The 25,513-nt window shown below is 44.1% G+C and carries 30 protein-coding genes and 1 pseudogene; 25 read left to right on the forward strand and 6 right to left on the reverse strand.

Annotated elements, in window-relative coordinates; all coding sequences use genetic code 11:
* The 8 genes from LP107_RS01755 to LP107_RS01790 all read left to right on the forward strand — a co-directional run bounded on the left by LP107_RS01755 (position 1) and on the right by LP107_RS01790 (position 8,009).
* Positions 1-642 carry a F0F1 ATP synthase subunit delta gene (locus LP107_RS01755; protein ID WP_112741771.1) on the forward strand — a complete coding sequence of 214 codons (642 nt, stop codon included), beginning with the start codon at positions 1-3 and terminating at the stop codon, positions 640-642.
* 33 nt (positions 643-675) lie between these two features.
* Positions 676-2,220 (forward strand): F0F1 ATP synthase subunit alpha, encoded by a 1,545-nt coding sequence (gene atpA, locus LP107_RS01760; RefSeq protein WP_078274459.1) that lies wholly within the window; start codon positions 676-678, stop codon positions 2,218-2,220.
* A 66-nt stretch (positions 2,221-2,286) separates the two neighbouring features.
* On the forward strand, positions 2,287-3,159 hold the full coding sequence (gene atpG / locus LP107_RS01765) for a F0F1 ATP synthase subunit gamma (RefSeq protein WP_078274458.1): 873 nt from the start codon (positions 2,287-2,289) through the stop codon (positions 3,157-3,159).
* Between the two features lie 37 nt (positions 3,160-3,196).
* Complete coding sequence (gene atpD, locus LP107_RS01770; protein ID WP_112741772.1) at positions 3,197-4,621, forward strand: F0F1 ATP synthase subunit beta; 1,425 nt, start codon at positions 3,197-3,199, stop codon at positions 4,619-4,621.
* Between the two features lie 85 nt (positions 4,622-4,706).
* Positions 4,707-5,123, forward strand: a complete 417-nt coding sequence (locus LP107_RS01775) for a F0F1 ATP synthase subunit epsilon (protein WP_078274457.1) — start codon at positions 4,707-4,709, stop codon at positions 5,121-5,123.
* A 139-nt stretch (positions 5,124-5,262) separates the two neighbouring features.
* Complete coding sequence (locus tag LP107_RS01780) at positions 5,263-5,985, forward strand: response regulator (RefSeq protein WP_029102947.1); 723 nt, start codon at positions 5,263-5,265, stop codon at positions 5,983-5,985.
* Between the two features lie 94 nt (positions 5,986-6,079).
* Positions 6,080-7,759: an ATP-binding protein gene (locus LP107_RS01785; protein WP_078274455.1), complete on the forward strand. Its 1,680-nt coding sequence runs from the start codon at positions 6,080-6,082 to the stop codon at positions 7,757-7,759.
* Between the two features lie 79 nt (positions 7,760-7,838).
* On the forward strand, positions 7,839-8,009 hold the full coding sequence (locus LP107_RS01790; RefSeq protein ID WP_158079662.1) for a hypothetical protein: 171 nt from the start codon (positions 7,839-7,841) through the stop codon (positions 8,007-8,009).
* A gap of 57 nt (positions 8,010-8,066) precedes the next feature.
* Here the strand turns inward: LP107_RS01790 and LP107_RS01795 are convergent, their stop codons facing one another.
* Positions 8,067-9,503, reverse strand: coding sequence for an ATP-binding protein (locus LP107_RS01795; protein WP_078274454.1), 1,437 nt, complete (start codon positions 9,501-9,503; stop codon positions 8,067-8,069).
* A 276-nt stretch (positions 9,504-9,779) separates the two neighbouring features.
* Here LP107_RS01795 and rpsP point away from each other — a divergent pair, with 276 nt between their 5' ends.
* The 8 genes from rpsP (at position 9,780) to LP107_RS01835 (ending at position 15,107) form a co-directional block, all read left to right on the forward strand.
* Positions 9,780-10,025, forward strand: coding sequence for a 30S ribosomal protein S16 (gene rpsP / locus LP107_RS01800; RefSeq protein ID WP_029102950.1), 246 nt, complete (start codon positions 9,780-9,782; stop codon positions 10,023-10,025).
* A 155-nt stretch (positions 10,026-10,180) separates the two neighbouring features.
* A complete protein-coding gene (gene rimM / locus LP107_RS01805; protein WP_078274453.1) occupies positions 10,181-10,714 on the forward strand; it encodes a ribosome maturation factor RimM in 534 nt (177 codons plus the stop codon).
* Between the two features lie 3 nt (positions 10,715-10,717).
* On the forward strand, positions 10,718-10,966 hold the full coding sequence (locus tag LP107_RS01810) for a YfhL family 4Fe-4S dicluster ferredoxin (RefSeq protein WP_078274452.1): 249 nt from the start codon (positions 10,718-10,720) through the stop codon (positions 10,964-10,966).
* Between the two features lie 475 nt (positions 10,967-11,441).
* Positions 11,442-12,515: a DUF475 domain-containing protein gene (locus LP107_RS01815; protein ID WP_078274451.1), complete on the forward strand. Its 1,074-nt coding sequence runs from the start codon at positions 11,442-11,444 to the stop codon at positions 12,513-12,515.
* A 140-nt stretch (positions 12,516-12,655) separates the two neighbouring features.
* A complete protein-coding gene (gene argH, locus LP107_RS01820) occupies positions 12,656-14,023 on the forward strand; it encodes an argininosuccinate lyase (RefSeq protein WP_208624098.1) in 1,368 nt (455 codons plus the stop codon).
* A gap of 88 nt (positions 14,024-14,111) precedes the next feature.
* Entirely contained in the window at positions 14,112-14,324 is a 213-nt protein-coding gene (locus LP107_RS01825) for a DUF2281 domain-containing protein (protein ID WP_078274449.1), read from the forward strand.
* The gene (locus LP107_RS01830; protein WP_078274448.1) at positions 14,324-14,710 is read left to right on the forward strand and encodes a type II toxin-antitoxin system VapC family toxin; all 387 of its coding nucleotides are present in this window, start codon (positions 14,324-14,326) and stop codon (positions 14,708-14,710) included. Before LP107_RS01825 ends, LP107_RS01830 begins: the two co-directional genes overlap by 1 nt.
* 106 nt (positions 14,711-14,816) lie before the next feature.
* Complete coding sequence (locus LP107_RS01835) at positions 14,817-15,107, forward strand: oxidative damage protection protein (protein WP_112741773.1); 291 nt, start codon at positions 14,817-14,819, stop codon at positions 15,105-15,107.
* A gap of 74 nt (positions 15,108-15,181) precedes the next feature.
* On the opposite strand, the gene LP107_RS01840 is transcribed toward LP107_RS01835, so the two are convergent.
* The 4 genes and pseudogenes from LP107_RS01840 to LP107_RS01855 form a co-directional block, all read right to left on the reverse strand.
* On the reverse strand, positions 15,182-15,604 hold the full coding sequence (locus LP107_RS01840; RefSeq protein WP_078274446.1) for a hypothetical protein: 423 nt from the start codon (positions 15,602-15,604) through the stop codon (positions 15,182-15,184).
* Between the two features lie 27 nt (positions 15,605-15,631).
* Positions 15,632-16,846 (reverse strand): serine/threonine transporter SstT, encoded by a 1,215-nt coding sequence (gene sstT, locus LP107_RS01845; RefSeq protein WP_078274445.1) that lies wholly within the window; start codon positions 16,844-16,846, stop codon positions 15,632-15,634.
* A 382-nt stretch (positions 16,847-17,228) separates the two neighbouring features.
* Positions 17,229-18,719 (reverse strand): leucyl aminopeptidase, encoded by a 1,491-nt coding sequence (locus LP107_RS01850; protein ID WP_264675994.1) that lies wholly within the window; start codon positions 18,717-18,719, stop codon positions 17,229-17,231.
* A gap of 119 nt (positions 18,720-18,838) precedes the next feature.
* Positions 18,839-19,400, reverse strand: a pseudogene (locus LP107_RS01855) (IS1 family transposase).
* Positions 19,401-19,646: 246 nt separating this feature from the next.
* On the opposite strand from LP107_RS01855, the gene LP107_RS01860 reads away from it, so the two are divergent.
* The 9 genes from LP107_RS01860 to LP107_RS01900 all read left to right on the forward strand — a co-directional run bounded on the left by LP107_RS01860 (position 19,647) and on the right by LP107_RS01900 (position 24,868).
* Positions 19,647-20,264 carry a hypothetical protein gene (locus tag LP107_RS01860; RefSeq protein ID WP_078274443.1) on the forward strand — a complete coding sequence of 206 codons (618 nt, stop codon included), beginning with the start codon at positions 19,647-19,649 and terminating at the stop codon, positions 20,262-20,264.
* 102 nt (positions 20,265-20,366) lie between these two features.
* Complete coding sequence (locus LP107_RS01865) at positions 20,367-20,930, forward strand: fimbrial biogenesis chaperone (protein ID WP_078274442.1); 564 nt, start codon at positions 20,367-20,369, stop codon at positions 20,928-20,930.
* Between the two features lie 90 nt (positions 20,931-21,020).
* On the forward strand, positions 21,021-21,593 hold the full coding sequence (locus tag LP107_RS01870) for a hypothetical protein (protein ID WP_078274441.1): 573 nt from the start codon (positions 21,021-21,023) through the stop codon (positions 21,591-21,593).
* Positions 21,526-21,909, forward strand: coding sequence for a hypothetical protein (locus LP107_RS01875; RefSeq protein ID WP_143821692.1), 384 nt, complete (start codon positions 21,526-21,528; stop codon positions 21,907-21,909). The genes LP107_RS01870 and LP107_RS01875 overlap by 68 nt, the downstream gene beginning before the upstream one ends.
* Before the next feature lie 42 nt (positions 21,910-21,951).
* Positions 21,952-22,173: a hypothetical protein gene (locus LP107_RS01880; RefSeq protein ID WP_078274439.1), complete on the forward strand. Its 222-nt coding sequence runs from the start codon at positions 21,952-21,954 to the stop codon at positions 22,171-22,173.
* Between the two features lie 42 nt (positions 22,174-22,215).
* Positions 22,216-23,046 (forward strand): hypothetical protein, encoded by an 831-nt coding sequence (locus LP107_RS01885; protein ID WP_078274438.1) that lies wholly within the window; start codon positions 22,216-22,218, stop codon positions 23,044-23,046.
* A 173-nt stretch (positions 23,047-23,219) separates the two neighbouring features.
* Entirely contained in the window at positions 23,220-23,456 is a 237-nt protein-coding gene (locus LP107_RS01890; RefSeq protein ID WP_078274437.1) for a carboxypeptidase-like regulatory domain-containing protein, read from the forward strand.
* A complete protein-coding gene (locus LP107_RS01895; protein ID WP_264675993.1) occupies positions 23,456-24,115 on the forward strand; it encodes a hypothetical protein in 660 nt (219 codons plus the stop codon). The genes LP107_RS01890 and LP107_RS01895 overlap by 1 nt, the downstream gene beginning before the upstream one ends.
* A gap of 53 nt (positions 24,116-24,168) precedes the next feature.
* Positions 24,169-24,868, forward strand: a protein-coding gene (locus tag LP107_RS01900; RefSeq protein WP_228157684.1) for an IS1 family transposase whose coding sequence is annotated in 2 segments (ribosomal slippage) — positions 24,169-24,515 and positions 24,514-24,868 — 702 coding nt in all. Because the reading frame shifts where the segments join, the coding sequence is not laid out codon by codon here.
* 34 nt (positions 24,869-24,902) lie between these two features.
* Here LP107_RS01900 and LP107_RS01905 read toward each other — a convergent pair.
* Positions 24,903-25,109 carry a hypothetical protein gene (locus LP107_RS01905; RefSeq protein ID WP_112741774.1) on the reverse strand — a complete coding sequence of 69 codons (207 nt, stop codon included), beginning with the start codon at positions 25,107-25,109 and terminating at the stop codon, positions 24,903-24,905.
* Between the last annotated feature and the right edge of the window lie 404 nt (positions 25,110-25,513).

The following is a 25,513-nucleotide window of genomic DNA, read 5'->3' on the forward strand; positions in this document are numbered from 1 at the left end:
ATGGCTGAATTATCTACCTTGGCAAGACCTTACGCAAAAGCTGCGTTTGACTATGCTAAAGAGCAAAATGCGATTAACGAATGGGAAGACTTCTTGTTGATGGCATCGGATATTGTGCGTAATGACGCATTTATTGGTTTGCTACACAATCCAGCCATTCCCGCCAGTCACAAAGCTTCGGTGCTGATGGATATCTACACTAGCCAAAGACCGAGTAACTCGCCACTTGCCCAAACGTTGCAGACAGCGGCATCACAGGGCGTGGACGTGAGTGTGGCGGCAGAAGTATTAGCAGGAAGTAAGCATCTGACAGCCAATAAGGCATTGACAAACTTTGTCAGCCAGCTGTCTGATAATGACAGACTGTCTTTGCTTCCTGAGATTCATGCTCATTACAGCAAGCTAAAATCACAAGAGCTAAAACAGGTTGACGCTTACGTAACATCAGCCTACCCACTAACTGAGGCCCAACGCAAATCCCTACAAGAATCTTTGGCTATCTCAACAGGTTCTATCGTGATTTTACACGAGGCTGTGGATAGTTCACTGTTAGGGGGTGCGACCATTAAAGTGGGCGATAAGTTTACTGATGGCTCGGTGCGTGGCAAGTTAAAACAATTAAAGACTCAGCTAACAGCATAAACTGTGGCTGTCTAAATTATAGGAAACAAGGCAATGCAACAATTGAATCCAGCTGAAATCAGCAATCTGATTAAGCAACGTATTCAAGACCTTGACGTAAGCGCAACTGCTAAAACTGAAGGCGTTATCGTCAGTGTCTCTGATGGTATTGTAAAAATTCATGGTCTAGAAGAAGCCATGTATGGCGAGATGATTGAGTTTGAAGGCAATGTCTATGGCATGGCACTAAACTTAGAACAAGACTCAGTCGGTGCGGTCGTTTTGGGCGACTATTTGCCCCTACAAGAAGGACAAAAAGCATACTGCACAGGTCGTATCCTAGAAGTACCCGTAGGTCCTGAACTGTTGGGTCGTGTGGTTGATGCTTTGGGTAATCCTATTGATGGCAAAGGTCCTATCAATGCTAAGCTAACCGATAAAGTTGAAAAAATCGCCCCTGGCGTTATCGCTCGTCAATCGGTTGATGAGCCTGTTATGACAGGTTATAAAGCGGTTGATACCATGATTCCAATCGGACGTGGTCAGCGTGAACTTATCATTGGCGACCGCCAAACAGGTAAGACCGCCATGGCAATCGATGCCATCATCGCCCAAAAAGACTCTGGCATCAAATGTGTGTATGTTGCTGTTGGTCAAAAACGCTCAACCATCGCTAACGTGGTGCGTAAACTAGAAGAGTCAGGTGCATTGGCTTATACTACCGTTGTGGTTGCATCAGCATCAGAGCCTGCGGCACTGCAATACATCGCCCCATATTCTGGTTGTACCATGGGTGAGTACTTCCGTGACCGTGGTCAAGACGCACTTATCATCTATGATGATTTGTCTAAGCAAGCGGTTGCCTATCGTCAAATCTCACTACTACTACGCCGTCCACCAGGACGTGAAGCCTACCCAGGGGATGTATTTTACTTGCACTCACGTCTGTTAGAACGTGCATCTCGTGTTAATGCGGACTATGTAGAAGCGTTTACGGGTGGCGAAGTCAAAGGCAAGACTGGTTCATTGACTGCCCTGCCCATCATTGAAACACAAGCAGGGGACGTATCAGCGTTCGTACCTACCAACGTCATTTCGATTACTGATGGTCAGATTTTCTTAGAATCTAACCTATTTAACTCAGGTATTCGCCCTGCGGTAAATGCTGGTATCTCGGTATCTCGTGTGGGTGGTGCAGCTCAAACGAAAATCATCAAAAAGCTTTCAGGCGGTATCCGTACAGCCTTGGCACAGTATCGTGAGTTGGCTGCCTTTGCTCAGTTTGCATCGGATTTGGATGACGCAACCAAACAGCAACTAGAACACGGTCAGCGTGTGACTGAGCTGATGAAGCAAAAACAATACGCACCGATGTCTATCGCTGACCAAGCGGCGGTCATCTATGCATCAAACGAAGGTTATCTTGCGGATGTACCTGTTGAAAAAATCGGTGCTTTTGAGCAAGGTTTGCTAAGCTTCCTTCGTGGCGAATATGGTGCTCTCATGAGCGAGATTGATGAGACTGCCAATTATAATGATGACATCGAGAGTCGTCTAAAAGCAGGGATTGAAGCTTTCAAAGCATCTCGTAGCTACTAAGAGCAATATGGTGTATCATTGATACACCATATACCCATTTAAACTGAGTCCAGTTTTGGAATAATTATGGCAAGCTTAAAAGAAATACGTGCAAAAGTAACCAGTATTAAAAGCACTCAGAAAATCACACGTGCCATGCAGATGGTTGCTGCCAGTAAAATGCGTCGGGCTCAAGAACGCATGGGCATGGGTCGCCCTTATGCTGAAAGTATGCACCGTGTGATTTCACACCTTGTGCAAGCACAGTCCGATTATAAGCACCCTTATATGGTCAGTCGCCCTGTGAACCGTGTGGGCTTTATTGTGGTTACTTCTGACCGTGGTTTGGCAGGTGGTCTAAACATTAACCTATTTAAAAGTTTGTTAAAGTCAGTCAAAACTTACCAAGAGCAGTCTGTCGAAGTTGAGTTTGCAGCCATTGGCTCAAAAGGCGTTGGCTTTTTCAAAAACTTTGGTGGTAATGTCACATCGGTAGTTACCGATTATGGCGATAGTCCAAGCTATGAACACATCAGCAGTCCCGTACAGACCATGCTTGATGATTACCAAAATGGCAAATTAGATAGAATTTATTTGGTGTACAATCAGTTTATCAACGCCATGACCCAAAAACCATCAATCACTCAGCTTGTTCCTTTGCCTGAGGGAGCTTTGTCCGATGATGAGGGTATCAGTCACGGTTGGGATTATATTTATGAACCTGATACAAAGACGTTGATTGACAGTTTGATGGTACGCTATATTGAATCATTGGTTTATCAAGCCGTCCTTGAAAACATCGCATCAGAGCAATCTGCTCGTATGGTAGCGATGAAAGCGGCGACAGATAATGCTGGTAATTTAATTAAAGATTTACAATTGGTTTATAATAAGCTCAGACAAGCAGCGATTACCCGAGAGATTTCGGAAATCGTTGGTGGTGCTGCCGCTGTATCATAAGTCAGTTTAGCTGAATATAAAAATTTAGGAGAACGCAATGAGCGGTCGTATTGTGCAGATTATCGGTGCGGTAATTGACGTTGAGTTTAGCCGTGGTGAAGTCCCCCAAATCTTTGATGCACTTCATGTTGATGGCACGGAAACTACCTTGGAAGTCCAACAGCAGTTGGGTGATGGCGTGGTACGTACCATTGCCATGGGTTCTACCGAAGGTCTAAAACGTGGCTTACCTGTTTCTAATACAGGTGCACCCATCTCTGTGCCTGTGGGTACAGCAACACTAGGGCGTATCATGGACGTATTGGGTCGCCCAATCGATGAAGCAGGTCCTGTGAATGCTGAACAAAAATGGTCTATCCACCGTGAAGCCCCAAGCTATGATGAACAATCTAATTCAACAGAGCTACTAGAAACTGGTATTAAAGTGATTGACTTGCTTTGCCCATTTGCAAAAGGGGGTAAAGTTGGTCTGTTCGGCGGTGCCGGTGTTGGTAAGACCGTTAATATGATGGAGCTCATTAACAACATCGCCCTAAAACACTCAGGTCTATCTGTGTTTGCAGGTGTGGGTGAGCGTACTCGTGAGGGTAACGACTTTTATCACGAAATGCAAGAAGCTGGCGTTGTTAATACCGAAGACTTTACCAAATCAAAAGTTGCGATGGTATACGGTCAGATGAACGAGCCACCAGGAAACCGTTTGCGTGTTGCTTTGACTGGTCTCACCATGGCAGAGTACTTCCGTGATGAAAAAGATGAAGCCACTGGCAAGGGTCGTGACGTTCTGTTGTTCGTTGATAATATTTACCGTTATACCCTAGCAGGTACCGAAGTATCAGCACTTCTAGGTCGTATGCCATCTGCGGTAGGTTATCAGCCGACACTTGCCGAAGAGATGGGTGCGTTGCAAGAGCGTATTACTTCTACTCAGTCAGGTTCGATTACTTCTGTACAAGCCGTTTACGTTCCTGCGGACGACTTGACTGACCCATCGCCTGCGACCACCTTTGCTCACTTGGATGCAACGGTCGTACTTAGCCGTGATATCGCTTCACAAGGGATCTACCCTGCGGTTGACCCGCTTGATTCAACATCGCGTCAGCTTGACCCACAAGTTATCGGTGATGAGCATTATAATGTCGCTCGTGGCGTGCAAGAAGTACTACAACGTTATAAAGAGTTAAAAGACATCATTGCCATCTTGGGTATGGATGAGTTGTCAGAAGAAGATAAGCTAGTTGTTTATCGTGCTCGTAAGATTCAGCGTTTCCTATCACAGCCTTTCCACGTGGCAGAAGTATTTACAGGGGCACCTGGTAAGTATGTGGCACTGCGTGATACGATTGCTGGCTTTAAATCTATCATCAGTGGTGAATATGACCACTTGCCAGAACAAGCCTTCTATATGGTTGGCGGTATCGATGAAGTGATTGTAAAAGCTGACAAGCTAAAAGCTGCTTAATGTCCAAAGTTAAGATTGGAGAAATCTAATCTTAACTGACTTTATCACGGACAAAACGATGATATAAATATAGATAGGAGTCATCATGGCAACATTTACATGCCGAGTGGTCAGTGCCAGAGAAGAGCTTTACTCAGGTGACATTAGTGTGCTTGTGGCTTCGGGTATTGATGGTGAACTTGGTATTTTGGCAGGTCATACGCCAATCATTACTTTGCTAAAACCAGGTCCTTTGCACCTAAAATCAGCCGATGGTACAGATGAAGTGATTTATGTACAAGGTGGTGTGCTAGAAGTTCAACCTAAGATTGTGACCGTGCTTGCTGATTCGGCAGAACGTGCCAGTAATCTGGATGAAGCAAAAATCGCCGAAGCACGTCGCACTGCCGAGCAAGCCTTGGCAAATCAAAGTGCTAATATTGATACCACTGCTGCCCTGACAGCATTGACAGAGTCATTGGCACAGCTACAAACCATTCAAAAGTACAAAAACCGTGCTTAATTATTTGCTTAATTGCTGATTAAAAATCGTGCTTATTGCTCAAAAATTTGTTAGAATAAGCATGTCCACCAAACAAGTTTGCTTGATTGATGGCATTACCTGATTTTGATGTATCTTTTGATGTATTCAAGGATAATATATGACAACGACAGCCCCAGAAAAAGAAGACATTCCCCGAATTCTGATTGTTGAAGATGATGAGCGTCTTGCCGTCTTAACCCAAGACTATCTCAGACGTAACGGATTGGACGTGGCGATTGAAACTGATGGCACCCGTGCGATTCGTCGCATCATTAGTGAACAGCCTGATTTGGTGGTGCTTGATGTCATGTTGCCAGGTAGTGATGGCTTGACAGTGTGCCGTGAAGTACGCCCACACTATGCTCAGCCGATTTTAATGTTAACAGCACGCACCGAAGACATGGATCAGGTGTTAGGCTTAGAGATGGGGGCGGATGATTACGTGGCAAAACCTGCCCAGCCCCGAGTATTGCTAGCCCGTATCCGTGCCTTGCTTCGTCGCTCTGACTCGGCACCGACAGATGACACGCCACAGCGTTTGGAATTTGGTGATTTGGTCATTGACAATGGCGGTCGCTCAGTGACTCTAAATGACGAATTGGTTGATTTTACCAGTGCTGAGTATGATTTGCTTTGGCTACTTGCATCCAATGCAGGTCGTATCTTATCTCGTGAAGATATTTTTGAGCGACTTCGTGGTATTGAGTACGATGGTCAAGACCGTTCAATTGACGTGCGTATTTCTCGTATTCGTCCAAAAATTGGCGATGACCCAGAAAATCCCAAACGTATCAAAACAGTGCGTAGTAAAGGTTATCTGTTTGTTAAAGAAGGCAATTAATTGTAATCTTAACATCAGTCAATATCCAAGCTATGCTACAATAAAGCCAGCCACATCGCTGGCTTTTTATTTTCACTCATGATAAGTCAATGGTATGGCACTTTCATCAATTACCGAACGTAGTATCTTTTTTCGTATTTATGCAGGACTTTTGCTTGTCTGCTTTTTGGTTGCTTTTTTTGGCTATTTTCTCATGCAGGCAATTAACCAGCAACGCCTGCAATCTTACCGAGAATCCATTGCCACGGTTGTTTTTTATTTAGGGACAGCATCCTATGATAGACGCTCTGTGGAAGAAAAAGAGTCTTGGCTTATGGCGATTGGTCGGGAATTTGGGTCAGAGATTCATGTCGTGCCGATGGATGACCTTGAACTTAAAGGTCGCGAATTAAAAAGATTAAAAGAAGGCAAGTCAGTGGTTCGCTATGATGAAATCTCACATCATTCGATGGTGTATCATGCCATAGACAATGATGGCAGTGTGCTGTCTGCCGAGCTTGATCGCATTAATGAACGTCAAATTCATGCTGTTATGGGGTTTTTGTTGGATGAATTACAGTATTATCCATCTTTGACAGATAAGCAAGCACGTCTTGCTCATCTAAGTCAAAAATTTGGTTATTCTATGGCATTATTGCCTTTGTCAACTTTGGGCTTGGATAAAGAGCAGTTTGACCGACTAAATACTGGCAAGGCAGTGCTTAGTTTTGACAATGAAAACCAAAGACCCCACCTATCGGTCATGATGGCATCAACCATTCCTAATGAAGTGTTGGTGGTAACCGTACCTTTGTTTAACTTCTTTTCCTTGGATGTCATCATTAGTATTGTGCTGACTTGCCTGTTGTTAGTGAGTTTTGGTGTATATGCCCTGATTTTCCCATTAGAGCGACGTTTACAACTTTTACAAATGGGGGTCAATAAAGTTGCCGAAGGTAAACTTGACACCATGGTGCAAGTGGCAGGGTATGATGACATCGCTCGTCTGTCATCAACCTTTAATGCTATGATTCGTCATATTAAAAGACTGATAGAATCCCAACGTGAGCTGACCCGTGCCGTCTCGCATGAACTAAGAACGCCAGTGGCACGCATTCGTTTTGCGGTGGACATGCTTGCTGATGATGATGATTATGAGTCACGGCAGGTACAAAAACAGTATATTGATGATGACATTGCTTCTTTAAATGAGCTTATTGATGAAATTTTAACCTATGCCAAGCTCGAAGAAGGCTCTCCAAAGATGGATTGGGAAATGGTGTGCTTAAAAGAGCTCCTTGAACAAATCGAGCGTGAGACCAATGCTTTGGGCAAGCCCATTGCCATACAAATCAAACCGCCCGCCCAAAAAGTGGTGGCGATGGCAGACAGGCGTTATCTACACCGTGTGGTGCAAAACTTAGCGGGCAATGCCCTGCGTTATGCCAAAAGCACCACCATCATCAGTGCAGGGGTCAAAAAAGGCATGGCATTTGTCACTGTCGAAGATGATGGGCATGGCATTCCCGAAGCTGACCGTGAAAAAGTGTTCATTCCTTTTGCCCGTCTCGATGACAGTCGTACCCGTGCGTCAGGTGGCTATGGACTTGGTCTGTCCATTGTTGCACGCATTGCATTTTGGTTTAGTGGTAACATGAGTGTGGATGAAAGCCCAAGTTTGCACGGGGCGAGATTTACCATGGAATGGCCAGTCAAACAGGTGGGTGTGGTTATCGTGGCAGATGAGCTGACGGGCGCAAAAAGTGAGAAAAAACTCATCGGTACAGACGAATAGCGATAAATACAGATAACTGGCGTGGCATTTTGGCAAAGTTATGCTAAAATAAATCATAAATTTATCTTAGGATGTCAATATGCCTTATCTTTTTGGATTGTTGGTGCTTGCCAATGCGGCTCTGTTGGGTTATTTTCTGCTGGTGCCTAGCACCGATAAGAATGTTGAGCAAGCCAAAACCAGTCTTGTCGCCCCCGTCAGCTTTACCGATACGACCAATCAGCTACCCCCCGAGATTGGTAAAAAATAATAGATTGGTAAAAAATAATTAAAAATCACGTCAATTCATTAACTGATATGTATCAGTCTAATCGGAGCTAGTTTTGTCATCTTCACTGATGTCATGGTTTGTCGGATTGTCTGATGTGTCAGTTGTGCTTCGTGTATTATCTACCAAAGGAATATGGACAAGAACTTCTAGCCCGCCATTGTCATGGTTGCGGGCGATGACCTCGCCTTGGTGCAGGTGAGCGATACGACTGACGATGGCAAGACCTAGCCCACTACCTTGGGTTGTCCGTGCTGTCTCACCACGCTCAAAAGGTTGCATAATACGTTGTAGTTCACTCTCCGCCACACCCTCGCCTTCATCACGCACACTGATGGTGAGTATTCTTTTTTTAAGGGTTTCAGCGGTTAAATCATCGGCGTCTCGATAATCAATCACCGCCCCCAAATGGATGGGTTCACGCCCATAACGCACCGCATTATTGATCAAATTGACAATCAAGCGTTTCATGGATAAAGGACGCACCATGACATCTTCGACGACCCGATTGTCATAGACAAAACGCACGTCATTAAACTGCACGCTGATTTCATGGAAAATCAGCTCCAAATTGGTCGCTCGCACTGCTTCATCCGAGCCGTCTTTCATAAATGACATGAACTGTTCCAAAATAGCATCCATGTCCTCGATGTCATACACCAGCCCTTCTCGAAAAAACTCATCAGGCAACATCTCGGCAGTTAGTCGCATGCGAGTTAGGGGCGTGCGTAAGTCATGGCTGATGCCAGCGAGCATGATGGTGCGTTCTTTTTGGGCTTGATGTAGGGTGTGAAATAGGCGGTTAAAGGCGGTATTGACTTTACGAATCTCATTTGAGCCAACCTCGGGTAGCACGGTCGCATGCCCTAGATGAATGTAGTCATTGGCGGTGCGTTCTAGTTTTTTGAGTGGGCGATTTAGGCGACGTACCAAAACCAGACTCACCAAAATGGTCAAAATCGGCAAGCCAAACACAAAGCCTGCCAGTAACCCCGCACTGTACTGCGAGTAGTGAATGACAGGTTCACGCAGCCAAACGTTGGGGTATTTGCTGTCCCAAATCCACAGCTTCGGAGTTGGTTTGAACTTAAAATAAACCTTGACCTCACGCCCAAGCTCTCGGCTGACTTGCCCTGCAAAAATGTCGGTAAAAAAGTCAGCCACTATCTTGTCATTGACCACAGGAAACTCGCTCGGGTCGCTGATGATTTGCACATGGCTGTTGTCCTGCACCCATTTGAGCATGGCAGGGTCGTCTGCAAAGCTCTGATTGGCGTTGTCAATAAAGGTCAGCTCGCTTGCCAAATAACTGGCGTGATTCTTAATCTCAGGCAGATACAGGCTTCGCCAAATGAGCCAAATCGATAAAGCGATACTGGCAAAGACGATAAAAATCACCATGCTAACCGTCTGCCATGTGTTAGAATTTAGCGTGTGTCTGATTTTAAGTTGCCAGTACTTGTAATTTTTTTTCATAAAAATGGGATAAAAGTGCGATACGCTCTATTTTAACACACGTTTTGTGCATAAAGTCGGAAATTGCTTTGTCAAACCAATTTATGTCCATGTTGTCAGGTGTTGCATCACGGCATGAGAATTTTTAAAAAATTACTTTGAAAATGGCATAAAAATTGGTATAATTAGGGTCTTTTTATAAATCTGGTTTTGCCATCGGCTCATCCTCACATTTTTGGCGACCAGTTTTTTTCTTGCAAATACTTTATCATTTAATGAATTCAAGAGAGAATTATCATGGTTGTTATTCGTCTAGCTCGTGGCGGTTCAAAAAAACGCCCATTCTACCAAATCGTTGTTGCTGACAAGCGTGCGTCTCGTGACGGTCGCCACATTGAGCGTATTGGTTTCTTTAACCCACTGGCTCGTGGTCAAGAAGAAGCGTTTCGCATTGACCAAGACGCTTATAATGCGTGGATTGGTAAAGGAGCTCAGCCCTCTGACCGTGTTGCTCAACTGGTTAAGGCTAGCAACAAAGCGTAATCGCTGACATCTTGTGTCGGTTTGTGTGTCTCTTATCATTGATTGATGAGTGTCATGCAGACCGATTTTTATTTATCTCTTTACTGGTTTTAAAATAAGTCAAAACTCTTATTTACTTTGCAAGCATTTATTTTTATTAATTTATTTAAAACGCCATGACAACATCGCCCAATCCCGACACGCTCATCCAAATCGCTACCCTAAAAAAACCTTATGGTATTAAGGGCTGGCTGTGGGTATTTAGCTTGACTGACAACCGCTCGGATATCTTTGACATGCCTCATTGGTACATGAAAACAGCACTCGGTTTTCGCCCTTTGACGGTCAGCGACTGGCGAGAGCAGGGGGCAGGGTTGGTGGCAAGTTTTAAGGAAGTGCCTGACCGTAACGTGGCAGAGACCATGAATGGCGTGAGCGTTTGGGTGGATAAATCAAACTTACCCGCTTTGGATGACGATGAGTATTATTGGTCGGACTTGGTGGGATTGACAGTCGTCAATGAAGAAGGCGATAATTTGGGCATCATCAAAGAGATGTTTGAAACGTCCGCCCATGCCATCATCTCGGTCAAGCCGACCGCCGAGAGCGTGGATGGCGAAGATAGACTCATCCCGTGGCATAGCGACATCGTGCTTAATGTGGATTTGGACGCCAAAACCATGCTCGTGGCATGGGGCAGGGATTATTAAGCCATGGCACTCAAAATCACAACCGACTGTATCAACTGCGATGTGTGTGAGCCTGTCTGCCCTAATGAAGCCATATCAGCAGGGGATGACATCTATGTCATCAATCCCGACCTATGCACCGAATGCGTGGGACACTATGACACGCCTCAATGCGTGGACATCTGCCCTGTGGACTGCATCCCCAAAGACCCTGATTATGACGAGAGCGAAGATGAGCTACTTGCTAAATATCATAAAATTACCAACGGCTAGATAAGGCGATGATTGGGGCGTGCCTGCCCTTTATAACACAATTTAAATCTTGAAAATTTGCAAAAACAGACCACTTGTTTTTGCATGAAAAATGGCTATCCGACCACTTAATTTAAAAAGTTAAATTAAATTAAATTAAATTAAATTCTGGCTCTGGTTCAAAAAGTATGCTACAAAGAAAACCGTTCGTGGTAAGCTTGGGAAGCCTAACGGTTTTCCTACCCGCAGGCAGGCTTAGGGCGAACGGAAAACCTAGTTTGGCATACTTTTTAGACTACTACCTAAATTCTTAAAATTTACCTGATTAAGTGGTCGGATGTTTTCATCTTCAAAATCCTTGTTGATATTTCAATATCAACTGCGGAATTTTTCTTGAAAAACGGATGATTTCCCCTATTTTTCATTGCAAATACAAAAGGCAGGCACGCCCCATTTATTGCTTTTCTTGTTATAAAACAGGAACATCTCATCCATGATGAAAACCCTTAAACATTTTTATTTTGACATCTTTTTTACCATCGTCTGCTTGATTGGGGCGGCGTATTGGGGATTTACGCACGGTGGGACAACCGCCATGCTCTCGGCACTGTTTATTACAATGGTGCTGGCACTGATGGAAATCTCATTGTCCTTTGATAATGCGGTGGTCAATGCGTCCGTTTTAAAGCATTGGGATAAGTTTTGGAAAACGATTTTCTTAACCGTCGGTATGCTCATCGCTGTCTTTGGTATGCGACTGGTGTTCCCCATTGTCATTGTGGCAGTTACGGCAGACATGGACATGAAAGAAGTTGTCGATTTGGCACTCAATAACCCCAAAGAATACTCCGCCAAGCTCATGGCACACCATGCTGAGATTGCTGCTTTTGGGGGTATGTTCCTACTGCTTGTCTTTTTGAACTTTGTATTTGATGACAAAGACATTCATTGGTTTGGCTGGCTTGAAAAACGCCTTGCTAAGTTTGGTAAAGTGGACGCCATGAGTGTGTTTGTTGCCATTGTAACCTTGATGATTTCACTCACTTGGGTGGACAAAGCTCATAAGTCGGTTGTTTTAATGGCGGGCGTTTGGGGTATTCTTATCTATATGGGGGTTAATGTCCTATCCACACTGCTTGAAGGCGATGGCGATGATGACGGCACGCCCGATGGACACGAAGTAGCGGGAGCGATTGCCAAAGGCGGTATCGCAGGCTTTTTATATTTAGAAGTATTGGATGCGTCATTTAGTTTTGACGGCGTGATTGGGGCGTTTGCCATTACCAATGACGTGGTTATCATCATGATTGGTCTTGCCATTGGGGCGATGTTTGTGCGTTCGATGACGATTTTCTTGGTCGAAAAAGGCACGCTAGATGAGTTTGTGTACCTAGAACACGGGGCTCATTATGCCATTGGGGCGTTGGCGATTATCATGCTTATCTCGATGAAATTTCATGTGCCTGAGATTATCACGGGGCTTATCGGGGTTGCCTTTATCGTGGCATCGGTGATAGCTTCCATTCGCTATCGCAGAAATAATCCGCATAAGTCCATCTCCCAGCAGTGATAAGCCATGCTTAAAGCTGGTTAAAGTGCAAATAATGCCATAAAACAGCAAAACCGCTTGTGCTCTGCTACATTCATTGTTAAGATACGCCTTATTTTTATCAATAAGGCATTATCATGACTACTACCCAAACCGCCCAAATGTGGGGCGGACGTTTTAGCGAAGCTACCGACCGTTTTGTTGCCGAATTTACCGCCTCGGTCAATTTTGACAAACGCATGGCAAACCAAGACATACAAGGCTCTATCGCCCACGCCACCATGCTTGGGCAGTGCGGTATCATCACCGCCGATGAAAGCCGTCAAATCGTGGACGGACTGACCCAAATCAAAGGCGAGATTGAGCGTGGCGAATTTGAATGGCGTGTGGAGCTAGAAGACGTTCATATGAATATTGAGAGTCGCTTGACCGCCTTGATTGGCGATGTCGGCAAAAAACTGCACACAGGGCGTAGCCGTAACGACCAAGTGGCAACCGACATTCGCCTATATCTAAGAGACGAGACCGACAAAATCATCGCCTTAATTGGCAAATTACAAAACGGTCTACTGGATTTGGCAAGCAAACACACCACAACCATCATGCCCGGTTTTACGCATTTGCAGACCGCCCAGCCTGTGAGTTTTGCTCATCATGTCATGGCGTGGTTTGAGATGCTTTGCCGTGACAGCGAGCGTTTTGCCCAGACTCGCACTCGCATTAACCAAATGCCACTTGGCTCGGCGGCTCTGGCAGGGACGACTTACCCTATTGACCGCACAATCACCGCTCGCCTGCTTGGCTTTGATGGCATTTGTGAGAACTCGCTCGATGCGGTGTCTGACCGTGATTTTGCCATTGAATTTACCGCCAACGCCAGCATTTTGATGATGCACCTATCTCGCATGAGTGAAGAGCTGATTTTGTGGATGTCGGCACAGTTTGGTTTTATCCATATCCCTGACCGCTTTTGTACAGGGTCGTCCATCATGCCTCAAAAGAAAAATCCTGACGTGCCAGAGCTTGTGCGTGGCAAGACCGCTCGTGTGTTCGGACAGCTCACAACCCTGCTCACACTTATGAAAAATCAGCCCTTAGCGTACAATAAGGACAACCAAGAAGACAAAGAGCCCTTGTTTGACTGCGTGGATACGCTGACAGGCTCGCTCATCGCCTTTGCCGATATGCTCCCAAACATCACGCCAAACGCCCAAAATATGCGTACCGCCACGATGAAAGGCTATGCCACAGCGACTGATTTGGCGGATTATTTGGTCAACAAGGGCTTGCCGTTTCGTGATGCTCATGAAGTGGTTGGGGGAGCGGTGGCGTTAGGCGTAGCAAAAGGCGTGGATTTGAGTGAGCTTAGCCTTGATGAATTAAAGGCGTTTAGTCCGCTCATCGGTGATGATGTGTTTGAGTGTTTAACCTTGGAAGGCTCGCTAAATGCTCGTAATCATATCGGGGGTACTGCCCCAGAGCAGGTGGTAAAAGCGATTGAGCGGGGGCGTGGTCGGGTTAAAGGTTAATTAAGCTCATCAAACCATTACCCCAATTTGGCATATCCATCATCAAAAAGATGTGCTAAAATTGGGGTGATATTTTAAAGGACAAGCCATGACAACACTTACCCTGCATATCCCTGACGATTTATCCAAACAAGCTCGTGAAATTGGACTGTTAAATGAACAATCCATACTACAAGCCTTTCGCCAATTCCTTGAACAAAAACAACCCAAACAACGTACACTTGGCGGAGCGGAAGGCTTGGTAAGCTATATGGCGGACGATTTTAATGAGCCGTTAGATGAATTTGGGGATTATATGTGATGCGTGGTTATTTATTAGACACCCAAGTGATTATATGGCTATTGAGTGAGCCTGATAAATTATCCAACAAAGCCAAACAAATCATTCAAAATCCCAACAATCCCCTATGTTATAGCCTACTTAGCATGAATGAAATTGCCATTAAAGTAAGCATTGGTAAACTTATCATTGATGACAATTGGCAAGATATTTTTGAAAAACTATTGGCACAAAAAGACATTGTAAAATTAGACATGACATGGGATGCAATAAAAATTTTACAAAACCTGCCTTTTTATCATAAAGACCCTTTTGATAGAATGCTAATATCTCACGCAATCGCCAATGACCCTGCGTTTATTAGCTCTGATAGGCATTGTGCCAGTTATGATTTAATGGTGGTTTAGTAATTGAAATTGGGTGGCGTGAAAGCTAAATAAAGACCTCCCCTTGACAACCCCCCAAATCCGCCCCCACATTTGCTATAATATCCTTTTTACTTTGGAAAAAATCATGGAAATCTTTAACCCCAAAACCAATTTGGTTTTCTGTCGTAAATACCAAGAAAATTTGCCAAAAATACCAAATCCGCCTTTCCCCAATGCCAAAGGCGAGGAAATCCAAAACACCGTCTCAAAAAAAGCGTGGGACGAGTGGCTAGAATTACAAACCATGCTCATCAACGAAAAGCACCTAAGTATGGCGGATAAAGACGCCAAAAAATTCATCGCCGAGCAACGTGAATTATTTTTAGACAATGGCGACTATGAACGCCCAGCAGGGTTTAAGCCAAAAGAGAGTTAAATTTGCACTAAATTTTATTTAAGTATAAACAAAATCGGACTTAGTGTCCGATTTGTTTTTGGGTCAACAAGGAATTAGCACGCCACACCGATAATCCATTCACTCTTATCATTAGTGCTTTTGTCTAGGTCTGCACGGCGAACCAATGGCTCGGTACAGCCTTTGGGGGTAATATAGCTGATGGCGATTTTGACTGCGGTATCTGCCATAATCGCTGTACCATCTGCTGTACGCACATGGATATAAAAAGGTTGCTCTAATGGAACGACATAGCTATCAAGCAGATAAATCCTGTCGCCATAAGTGACTTTGGCGTGATAGTCTCTAAAATGAAGCATGCCTACACCGTCCACATAGGTATCAGGGCTAAGCGGTTCGTTGGTCTTTTTGGTGTTGGGCATGACCAGTAGAGATGGCATGGCAGGCGGTGTAGCAGGTGTACTGGCGCAACCGACCAGCATCCCTGCTGTGATTAGAGTTGATAATAATTTTTTCATCATTGCTCCTTTTGTCCTTTGAATCTCTTAACTCTTATAAGCATATTTAGGGTCGGCAGCGGCGGTAAATAGCACGTCGGTTGATGAGTTAAGAGCAGTCTCTGCCGAGTCTTGTACCACACCGATGATAAAGCCGATGGCAACGACCTGCATGGCGATGTCGTTGGAGATATTAAACAGTCCGCACGCCAATGGGATGAGCAGTAGTGAGCCACCTGCCACGCCTGAGGCACCACAAGCACTGACAGAGCCAACGATGGCAAGCAGTAGGGCTTGGAAGAAGCTGACTTCCACGCCAAGGGTATGAGCGGCGGCAAGCGTTAGGATGTTGATGGTGATGGCTGCCCCCGCCATGTTGATGGTTGCCCCCAGTGGAATGGTGAGTGAGTAGGTGTCTTCGTTTAGCCCAAGTTTTTTGGCAAGGTTCATGTTCACTGGAATGTTGGCGGCGGACGAACGGGTAAAAAATGCCGTCACTCCTGATTCACGCAGGCAGGCGATAACGAGCGGGTAGGGGTTTTTACGAGTCTTGACCAAGACGATGAGCGGATTCACCACCAAAGCGATAAACAGCATGGCACCGACCAGTACGATAAGTAGCTTGGCGTAGCTTGCCAAGCCGTCAAAACCTGTCTCTGCCACGGTCTTTGACACCAGTCCTAAGATGCCAAATGGGGCAATCGCCACAATCCATTTTACCACCGCTGAGACGGCGTTTGAGATGTCATGTACGACCGTCTTGGTGGTCTCGGACGCATGACGTAGCCCCAAACCAATCAGTACTGACCATGTCAAAATACCCAGATAGTTAGCATTGCTAAGGGCGGTCACGGGGTTGGCGACCAGATTCATGAGTAGGTTTTTTAGGACTTCACGTAAAGATTGGGGGGCGGATTGCTCTACCGCTTGCATGTCGGCCAGACCCACAAGCTCAATGGGAAAGGCAAAACTTGCCAGTACGGCAGTCAAAGCAGCGGTAAATGTCCCCACCACATACAGTAGCATGACAGGCTTGACCCGAGCGTCGCTACTGCTCTTAAATCCTGCCACGGCAGAGAGTACCAAGGCGAACACCAATATCGGGGCGACTGCTTTTAAGGCTCCGACAAACACATCGCCCAGCACCCCAAGCGACATACCAACATCTTTGGCAACACTACCAATCAACACGCCTAGCACTAAGGCAATCAAAATAAGTGGCACAAGTCCCACACGCATGTATGCATTTACAAGTTGACGCATGAATCATTCCTTATTAACAAACACTTGTCAAATCACAAGATGATAAGATTGCAAAATGTGATAACTATACCACTTTTTGTAATAAAAGTGTTAATGAATTTTTATTTTGTTAGGGCGTACCTGCCTTTGGTATTTGCAATGAAAATCACGAAAAATCGCACGTTTTTCAAGGAAAAAACTTGAGATTGATAGTTGTTCTGTCAGGCAAGTTTTCGCCTTCGAGCCACAAGATTTAGCCATTTTTCATGCAAAAATAGATAAAAGCGTTAAATGTTCATCTTATTTTATAAAAATGTTATCAATGGTAGGCACGCCCTATAATTCTCAAAGGTTAAAAAACGACCATGCACATATGGTCGTTTTGAATGATGGACTGTGGGGATTAGTCTGCTTGTCCCACTAAGTAACGCATGAGCATGGGTACAGGGCGACCGCTTGCCCCTTTGTTGTCGCCACCTGACCATGCTGTGCCTGCGATGTCTAAGTGAGCCCATGCTTGACCTTCTTTGATAAAGCGTTGCAAGAAGCACGCTGCCGTGATAGAACCGCCTTCACGTCCGCCGATGTTTTGGACGTCTGCAAAGGTGGATTTGAGCTGTTCATCATAGGCATCATCTAGGGGCATTTGCCATACTAGGTCGCCTGTGTACTCGCCTGCTTCTTCTAGGGCGAACAGCGTGTCTTCATCATTACAATACAGTCCTGAACGCACTCCACCCAGGGCAATCACGCACGCCCCTGTCAGGGTTGCGGCATCGATGATGGTGCGTGGCTTGTAGTTGTCTTGGACGTAGCACAGGGCGTCACACAGCACCAGACGACCTTCGGCATCGGTGTTTAGAATCTCAACACTCATGCCGTTCATGGCGGTTACGATGTCTGATGGGCGAGTGGCTTTGCCCGATGGCATGTTCTCAGCACAGGCAAGCACCACGACCATGTTTAGTGGCAGGCGAGCTTCACACACCGCTTTGATGGTGCCAAGCATGGCAGCTGCTCCGCCCATGTCGTATTTCATCTCATCCATGCCTGCTGATGGTTTTAGTGAGATACCGCCTGTGTCAAAGGTAATGCCTTTGCCGACTAGGGCGATGGGGTCTTTTAGTTTGCTCTTTTTCTTGCCTGATTTGCCGTGGTATTCGATGATTGCCAGTTTGCCTTCGTTATCAGAACCTTGTGAGACTGCCAAGAAACAGCCCATGCCCAGTTTTTTCATCTCTTTTTCGCCAAGCACACTCACACTGACCACGTCTTTGTAGTCTTTGCCCAGTTTTTCGGCAACTTTGGCAAGCTCAGCAGGGGTCATAATGTTGGGGGCATCATTGGCGACATCACGAGCCAAACTCTGCCCGATGTGCGTGGCAGTAGCGATGGCTAGGGCGTTTTCGTAGTCGGCTTTGGCGTCTTTGGTGTTGATAAATTCAACAGCAGATAGGGCGATTTTGTCGCCTTTTTTGGATTTGTAGGGTTCAAAGCGGTATTCGGCATGCAGTAAGGCATTGACAAACTGTCCAAAGTGCTTTTGGCAAATGACATCGCCCCACGCCACGACCGCAGATTTGCTGTTTTTGATGGTGTTAAAGGTGGCTTTACCCAGTTTTGGCATTTGCCCTGCCAGCTTGTCCAGCGAGCCTGTGCCAATCACGCTGATGACATGTCCGTCATCAATGCCATAATCGGTCACGTTCTCACCGACCGAGCCTTTAAAGCCACTGGCTTTGATGAGTGCCTTGGCACGGTCTAGGTGACCGCTGTCAAGATTGCCCAAAATTTTGGCATCGCTGTCGGCAAAGACGACCAAATGGGGCTGGGCTTTGGTTTTTTTGGGGCTAAGCTTGTCGCTGACGCTTAGGTTTAGGGTAGATACAGACATACAAACTCCTTGTTTGTGAGTAGGGAAGGGATTGTTTAAATTTTAGCACACTTTTGGGGGTTTGGGCATAGGTTGGATGATTGATTACAAAAAATATGGGCTCTAGCCCAAAAAGTATGCTACACCCACCCATGGTTGATATAATGAAACACCAAGTCAAATGCTTTAAGATGATTGGTTAGGTTTTTAGAGAAACAACACGTTTTTCTAAATGCTCGCCTAACAAAGGCTCTAAGCCTTGTGTTGTTGCCTTCAATACCAACGGTAAAGCGTTTGCCCACTTGTTTGATAGAGTGCTTAAAAGCAACAAGAAAGCTGTCCCAATCATCACAAGCAATTTTGTTAAAACTCATACCTAAACTCATCTATCTTTAAGGTATTGTAATGCTTTTGTCTTGGTTTGATTTGGTGATTACTGTTTGCAAGCACGCTAAATACTTTACCCTTACTGACTTGTTCAAGTATCACAATGTCAGCAATACGACAACCACAAGCTGACATTAAGCGTATTTTGTCATTGATGTAAGATTGACAACCTTTGTCAGTAAGCTGTAAATGATGAACAAACTGTCTATGACAATCTTTGCAAAAATAGCTCTGTTTGCCATAGCTTTCTATGCCATTTTTCTTTATACTAACCGACAGGCAACTTGGGCAAGTAATGGTAATTTGTGTCTTCATAACCGTAAATTACCAACTTTTGTGCAAGTTGTCTTTTTAGTTTTTGTTATAGCATACTTTTTGGATTACTACCGAAGATGTAATCATCTGCGAATAATTGATGTATAAAATAGATAACAAAATTTAAATAATTTTACAAAAAAACTCTACTATTTATTTTGATTTATTTTGATTTATTTTATAATATAAAATAAAGTTATACCTAATGCCTAATCATTTTATGGAGCAAAATATGCTAAAAAACTAATGTTAGCCACCGCAATCATCGGTGCAACGATTTCAACCGCTAGTGCTGATACCATTAGTGGCGATGTGGATTTGCAAGTAAAACTGCCAGAAATCTTGGTGCTTTACCATTGGGAAAAGGCAGGTATTGAGTTTGGGGCAAATAAGTACAACCTGCCGACAGGCAAGGGGGAGGGTACTTACGATTTTGGAATTGGTAGAATTGATGTTACAGATACCAATGGCGGTACAAGTGCTGGTGTTACAGGTCAAGAAATGAATACGGCTACTGTTCCAAATGCTCGTGCTGATGCCCAAGTTATCCCTGTTACCTTAAAAAATTCTTGGGCGGTGCGTACTTTAACAGAAAGCGGTACAGTAACTTTGAAAATTGCAAATACGCAGGGTGCAGATGTGCATACATTGTCTAAAGACGGTATTAAATCAGACATTACCACCAAAGAGGTCAAAGTCAAAACTGATACTGTTGGTGCAAATAGTGAAATTACACTACCCTCTAAATGGGAAGTTACCAAAGGCGATATTACTTTTGATTTAGATTTGTCAAAAGCTAAACTTGCAGGTTTGCACGAATCAAATGGCGAAACTTTTACGCTTACTTTGACTGGTGCAAAATAATTAAATAAGCAACAACTTCGCTAATTAACTAAAAAAGGCTGTTTTGGTGCATTGTATGCCTAACAGCCTTTTTAATTCGGACAGACGGCTTTTGGGTGTTTTATGATTAAAAAATGCAGTTGGGCTTTGGGGCTGTGGGCGAGCATTAGCCTGTGTGCCTATGCCAATACTTTACAAACCGATATGGTACAGACCGATACAGGCACACAGCTTGTGGTGAGTCAAAAAAATGCCACAGGACACAGCTTGGATATGCCCCCTGCCCAGCTGGGTATCTCGCCACCCAGACTTGATTTGACCGCAAGTGCGACCACAAATCAGCGTGTGGATACATCGGTTACTTTTTATAATTATGGCGATACGCCAAAACGCATACAAGTTACGCTTACCGATGCGGACACCGATTTTGTGCCGATTGCAAGCGGTCAAGACACGCTAAAACCTTGGGTGCTTATCGCCCCACAAAATTTTGAAATCAAAGCAGGGGGCTATCAGACCATTCGCCTGTCGTTTCGCTTGCCAGCTGGTTTTGCCCAAAAAAGCCATTATGCGTTTTTAAACATCAAGCAACACATTGACAATCCAATCGTATCGCAAAGCGACAATCTAACGGTGGTCAAAATCGGCTCGCAGTATCAGCTACCGATTCGCTTGACGGTCAAATAATGATTGTCAAGTGCTTTAATAAGCAATTTAAATAAAGCGATTTATACAATTTATATATACAATTTATATAATTATGCAACAGGCACTAAGATGAAAATTGTATCAGCAGTGGTAAGCGTGGTGCTGTGTGGGGCGATTACAGCCCAAGCAAGCGAGCTACACCTTTTGGGGCTAAAAATCAATCACAGCCAAATGGGCAACATAGACGCTTTGTGGCAAGATGAGCGTTATTATATTAGCCTAAGTGATTTATCCCTCCTTGATACAACCGCCAAACAGCAAGCGGACGGTTGGCATTTTGATACGCCTTTGGGGCGGACGGTTTTGGCAAGTGATGTTGTCGTGTGGCAAAATATGCCGTATTTGTCGTTTGACGCTTTACGCAAACTTGGCATTGGTGCCACTTATTCACCGTCTGATTTACACATTCATCTGATGCGTGCCACTTTGCCAAAAAATAACAAACCGCCAGTATCACAGCCTAAGATTACCCATTTTCCAAGCAAGTTTGGGGTGCAAGGCGTGCATTTTGACACGCAAATGACAGGCAATGACAGTTCTTGGCGGTATGGTTACAATTTAGATGCTTTTGGTTATGCAATGGAGGGGCAGTTGGGGCGTGGCGACTGCCAAAGACAACCGCCAAAAAAGCGTACTGGATAATGCCTATTGGGCGTATGCTGGCGACCAAACAGCGGTTCGGCTAGGCAGTAGTAGCACGCCTTTTGAGACGATGACAGGCGTGGATTTGGCGTATAGCAATGCCAATATCAAACGACATCTGACGCCTTATTTGGACGGCAAAACCAGTAGCTTGTTAAATACCGACATTCACGACTTACAGCACATCAAAGGGGTGGGCGTGGCAGGCGGGGTTGCCGAATTACGCATTAATGGCGTGGCAGCTGCCAAAGTGCAAAGTTTGCTAGACGGACGCTATGAATTTTTAAATTTGGATATGTCTGCCATAGACCGCTAAAGTCTGATTGAAGTGGCGATTTTTGATAATCCGTATTAACAAGTGCCAGTCAGCATCCAAATCGTATCGCTTGGCAAACGCGCCAGTCGTGTAGCGACCGATGAGCTGTTGGTGCAAGCAGGGCTTGGGCGTGTGGGCGTGTTTGATGACAAAGGGGCAAATACAAGCTATGCTACGCTTGCCTATGGCGTAAATAACAAAGTTAGTATCAACGCAGGGGCAAGATACCAAAACACCCAAAACAGCGATACTCTACTTTGGTAGTTAGGGGCGAATATCGCACCCAATCGCTATGCCAATGTTTTTGTGGATTATAAAAGTGACGGCAATTTTCGCCTTGATGCGCATTATGAACGCACCAACTGGCGTGCCAATTATCGTTACAGTCGTTACAATCGCCAAAATCATCATCATTTTGGGCTGTATTATACCCCAAACCACGACACGCATTTGTCAATTATTCAAGACGATAATAAAACTAATCTTTACGCACGCACTCGTATCAATGACCACATCAGTCACGAAGCACAATATCAGTCGCAAGATGATTATTGGCGGTATCGTATCAGCCAAGATTATCCGACAGGCAAATTTGCCAGTACTTATGCATACAGCATAGACCGCTACAAACATCATCTGTCGTCATCGCACAGACTAAGCTATAACACCACTTTACAAAACAATCTGCAAATTGCACACAAAAGCCAAGATAAAATCCCAGTCTTACTTGCCAGTAGCGTACAGCACCGCTTATCGGACAATCAATCATTATCGCTTGGCATGTCGTGGCAAAATCTTAATAATCAAATCGGCTTTGACGGCAGTTGGCAGTATCACACCCAAAACAGTATGAGCCTTGGGGCAGGCTATCGGCACGGCACTGTGTCAAATGGCTTTGATGGCCGTCTTGATGACAGTCGCCTAGACAGTCGCTTAAATAACCAAACAGCTCGCCAAAGTGGCGAATGGTTTGTGCGTGTATCATTAAACGCCCACAAAACACCCGCCAGTCTACCAAAACTTGGCAGATACACGGCAATGAGCGGTACAAACGGGCAAGCGGTTATTACCCTTAATCACGATACTAGCGATAAATCAGCGTATGAACAGGTGTTTTTAATGTCAATGGTCGGCTAACATCTGCCAATACCCTAAGCCAAGACAGCACAAAAAGCACTTATTTACTGGATTTACCAAAAGGCGTTCACGAAATTGCCCTTGATGGGCGACACCTGCCAATCCAATACGCCTTGCCAACCAAAGCGGTTGCCAAAATCGCCCCAAGACTGCCAACGCATATCAACTGGCAAATGAGCCAAAATTATGGTATTCGTGGGCGACTGGCTTTGGGGATAGGACAGGTGGCGCTTTGGCAAAATAACCATAAAATTGCCACCACCCAAAGCGATACAGACGGCTATTTTTTCTTTGATAAACTGCCAACAGGCACCTATACTGTGCAGGCGAGTGGTCATCAGCCAAAGCAGGTGGTGGTATCCGATGATTATGTGGTGGGCGTGGTGCTGACAAGCAACGAGGAGCAATGATGACAACATATACCAATCGTATGAAGCACAAAACTGTTAAGCACAAAACCGTTAAGCACAAAACCGTTAAGCACCTTATGGCAGTAGCGTTTTTGGGGTTGTTGTCTTTTGTCATAATACCGCAGGCACACGCAGAAAATTGTGACCCTCAAACACATAGGGGTGTATTTAACCCAAAATTTAAAAAAGTGGGCGAGCAAAATGGCGAGACAATCTATGCGTGTATGCGTGATGACAGACCTCAGCCAAAAATTACCATCAATGACAGCGATATCATTGCAGGTGGTAGCCAAGCGGTGGGTATGGGTGATGCTCAAAAAGTCGTGGATTTTGGTGTAAGTCGTGTTGATGTTGATGGTTTTGATATAAATGCTGTCAATGCCCCTAGTCGTTATACTTTTAAAAAAGCGGGCAGTATTACTGAGCCATTAAACGAAACATTTCAATTTTTTACTTATACCGACAAAAATGGTGGTCTTGTTAAAAATAACAGCGGTCCTGCTTTTTATAATGCCTATTGTCAAGGCAAGCAAGCACCACCATACGGTGCGGTCAATCATCAGCAAAATATCGTGGATTATTTGACCAATAACGCCCAAAAGTTTCTTGTTAATGGCGAACCTGCCACGCCAAGCTATAAGCCGATTGGGTATTGTTAAAAACAAATACATAAGTTAAAATAACTCAATACTTTACCATAGAGTAAAAACCAATGAACGAAACATTTGATAGTTGTCCTAAATGTAAGCACAAACACTTTGTCAAAGCAGGTTTTAACAATGGCAGACAACGCTATAAGTGCAAAGGTTGCAATCATTACTTTTCAGTACATAAACCAACGCATCATAAAAGCGAAGCAACCAAGCAAATGGCAATCAATATGTATCTAGAAGGTTTGGGCTTTCGTTCAATTGGTCGCATATTAGGTATTAGTTATGGCACAGTCTATCAATGGGTTAAAAAACTTGGCGAACAACATCAAATCAAACAAGATAGCAATCAAGCGATAGATATCGTTGAGCTTGATGAGATTCATAGCTACACCAAGCATAAAAAACGCTTGCTGGACCCCGCTTGCCATTGACAGAACAACAAAACAAATCTTAGGTTTTGTTTGTGGCAGACGAGACACCAACACCTTTAAACAGCTTTACAATCAATTGAACATCCATAACATTCAACTGTTTTGTAGTGACTACTGGAAATCTTACCTTGAAGTCATTCCAAAATCAAAACATATGACAAGCAAAGCTCAAACTTTTACCATAGAGGGCTATAATAGTCCCATTAGGCATTTCACAGCAAGATTTAGAAGAAAATCAAAATGTTATTCTAAATCCGAGAAAATGATAGAAAACACTTTGAACTTACTGTTTGCTAAGTGGAATGGAACTTTGAATTATGTATTTTAGTTTAACAATGCCATTTAAAAAAATAATAAAAATTTTATAAAAAAATCCTTGCATTTTTAATAAAATTTAATAAAATAGTAACGGTTGTATAAATGCCGTTTAAATTACATTCCAATGATAATGGTAAGGCTGGCGGTTCAAGTCCGCCCAAGCGTGCAAACGCTTGTAGCTCAATTGGATAGATCATACGGTATCTAAACAAATTTTGGTTATATAAATCCCCCAATAACATAAATGCCATTAAGACTACATTTTTGGGTAATGAGCTGTCTTAATGATTTTGGTTATGTTTTTGCATTAAAATGTGTTGATGATTACATTTTTCCAATGTCTTTTATCATTAACAAATTGGTTTAATGCTTTAAAAAATTCTTATTAAAATGCCTGACAGATTACATTTGGTTGAAATTGGGTTCAAATCCCAACCTATTGCAAAATAGCGTAAAATCTGTCAAATTTTGTTTGATTGGTTAATTTTTTACCGTCCTTATTGTAAAATAGGGGCGGTTTTTTATGGGTAAATTTTAAGGTGTTGATGATTTGGGGTTGGTAATTTTCAAAAAAAACAGTATGTTTAATTATATCTTATTTTATAAATAACTAGAATATTTTATAGTTTTTAATAAAAAATTTAAGCATTAAATA

The organism is Moraxella bovis (assembly GCF_025985205.1).
GTDB classification, from domain to species: Bacteria; Pseudomonadota; Gammaproteobacteria; order Pseudomonadales; family Moraxellaceae; genus Moraxella; species Moraxella bovis.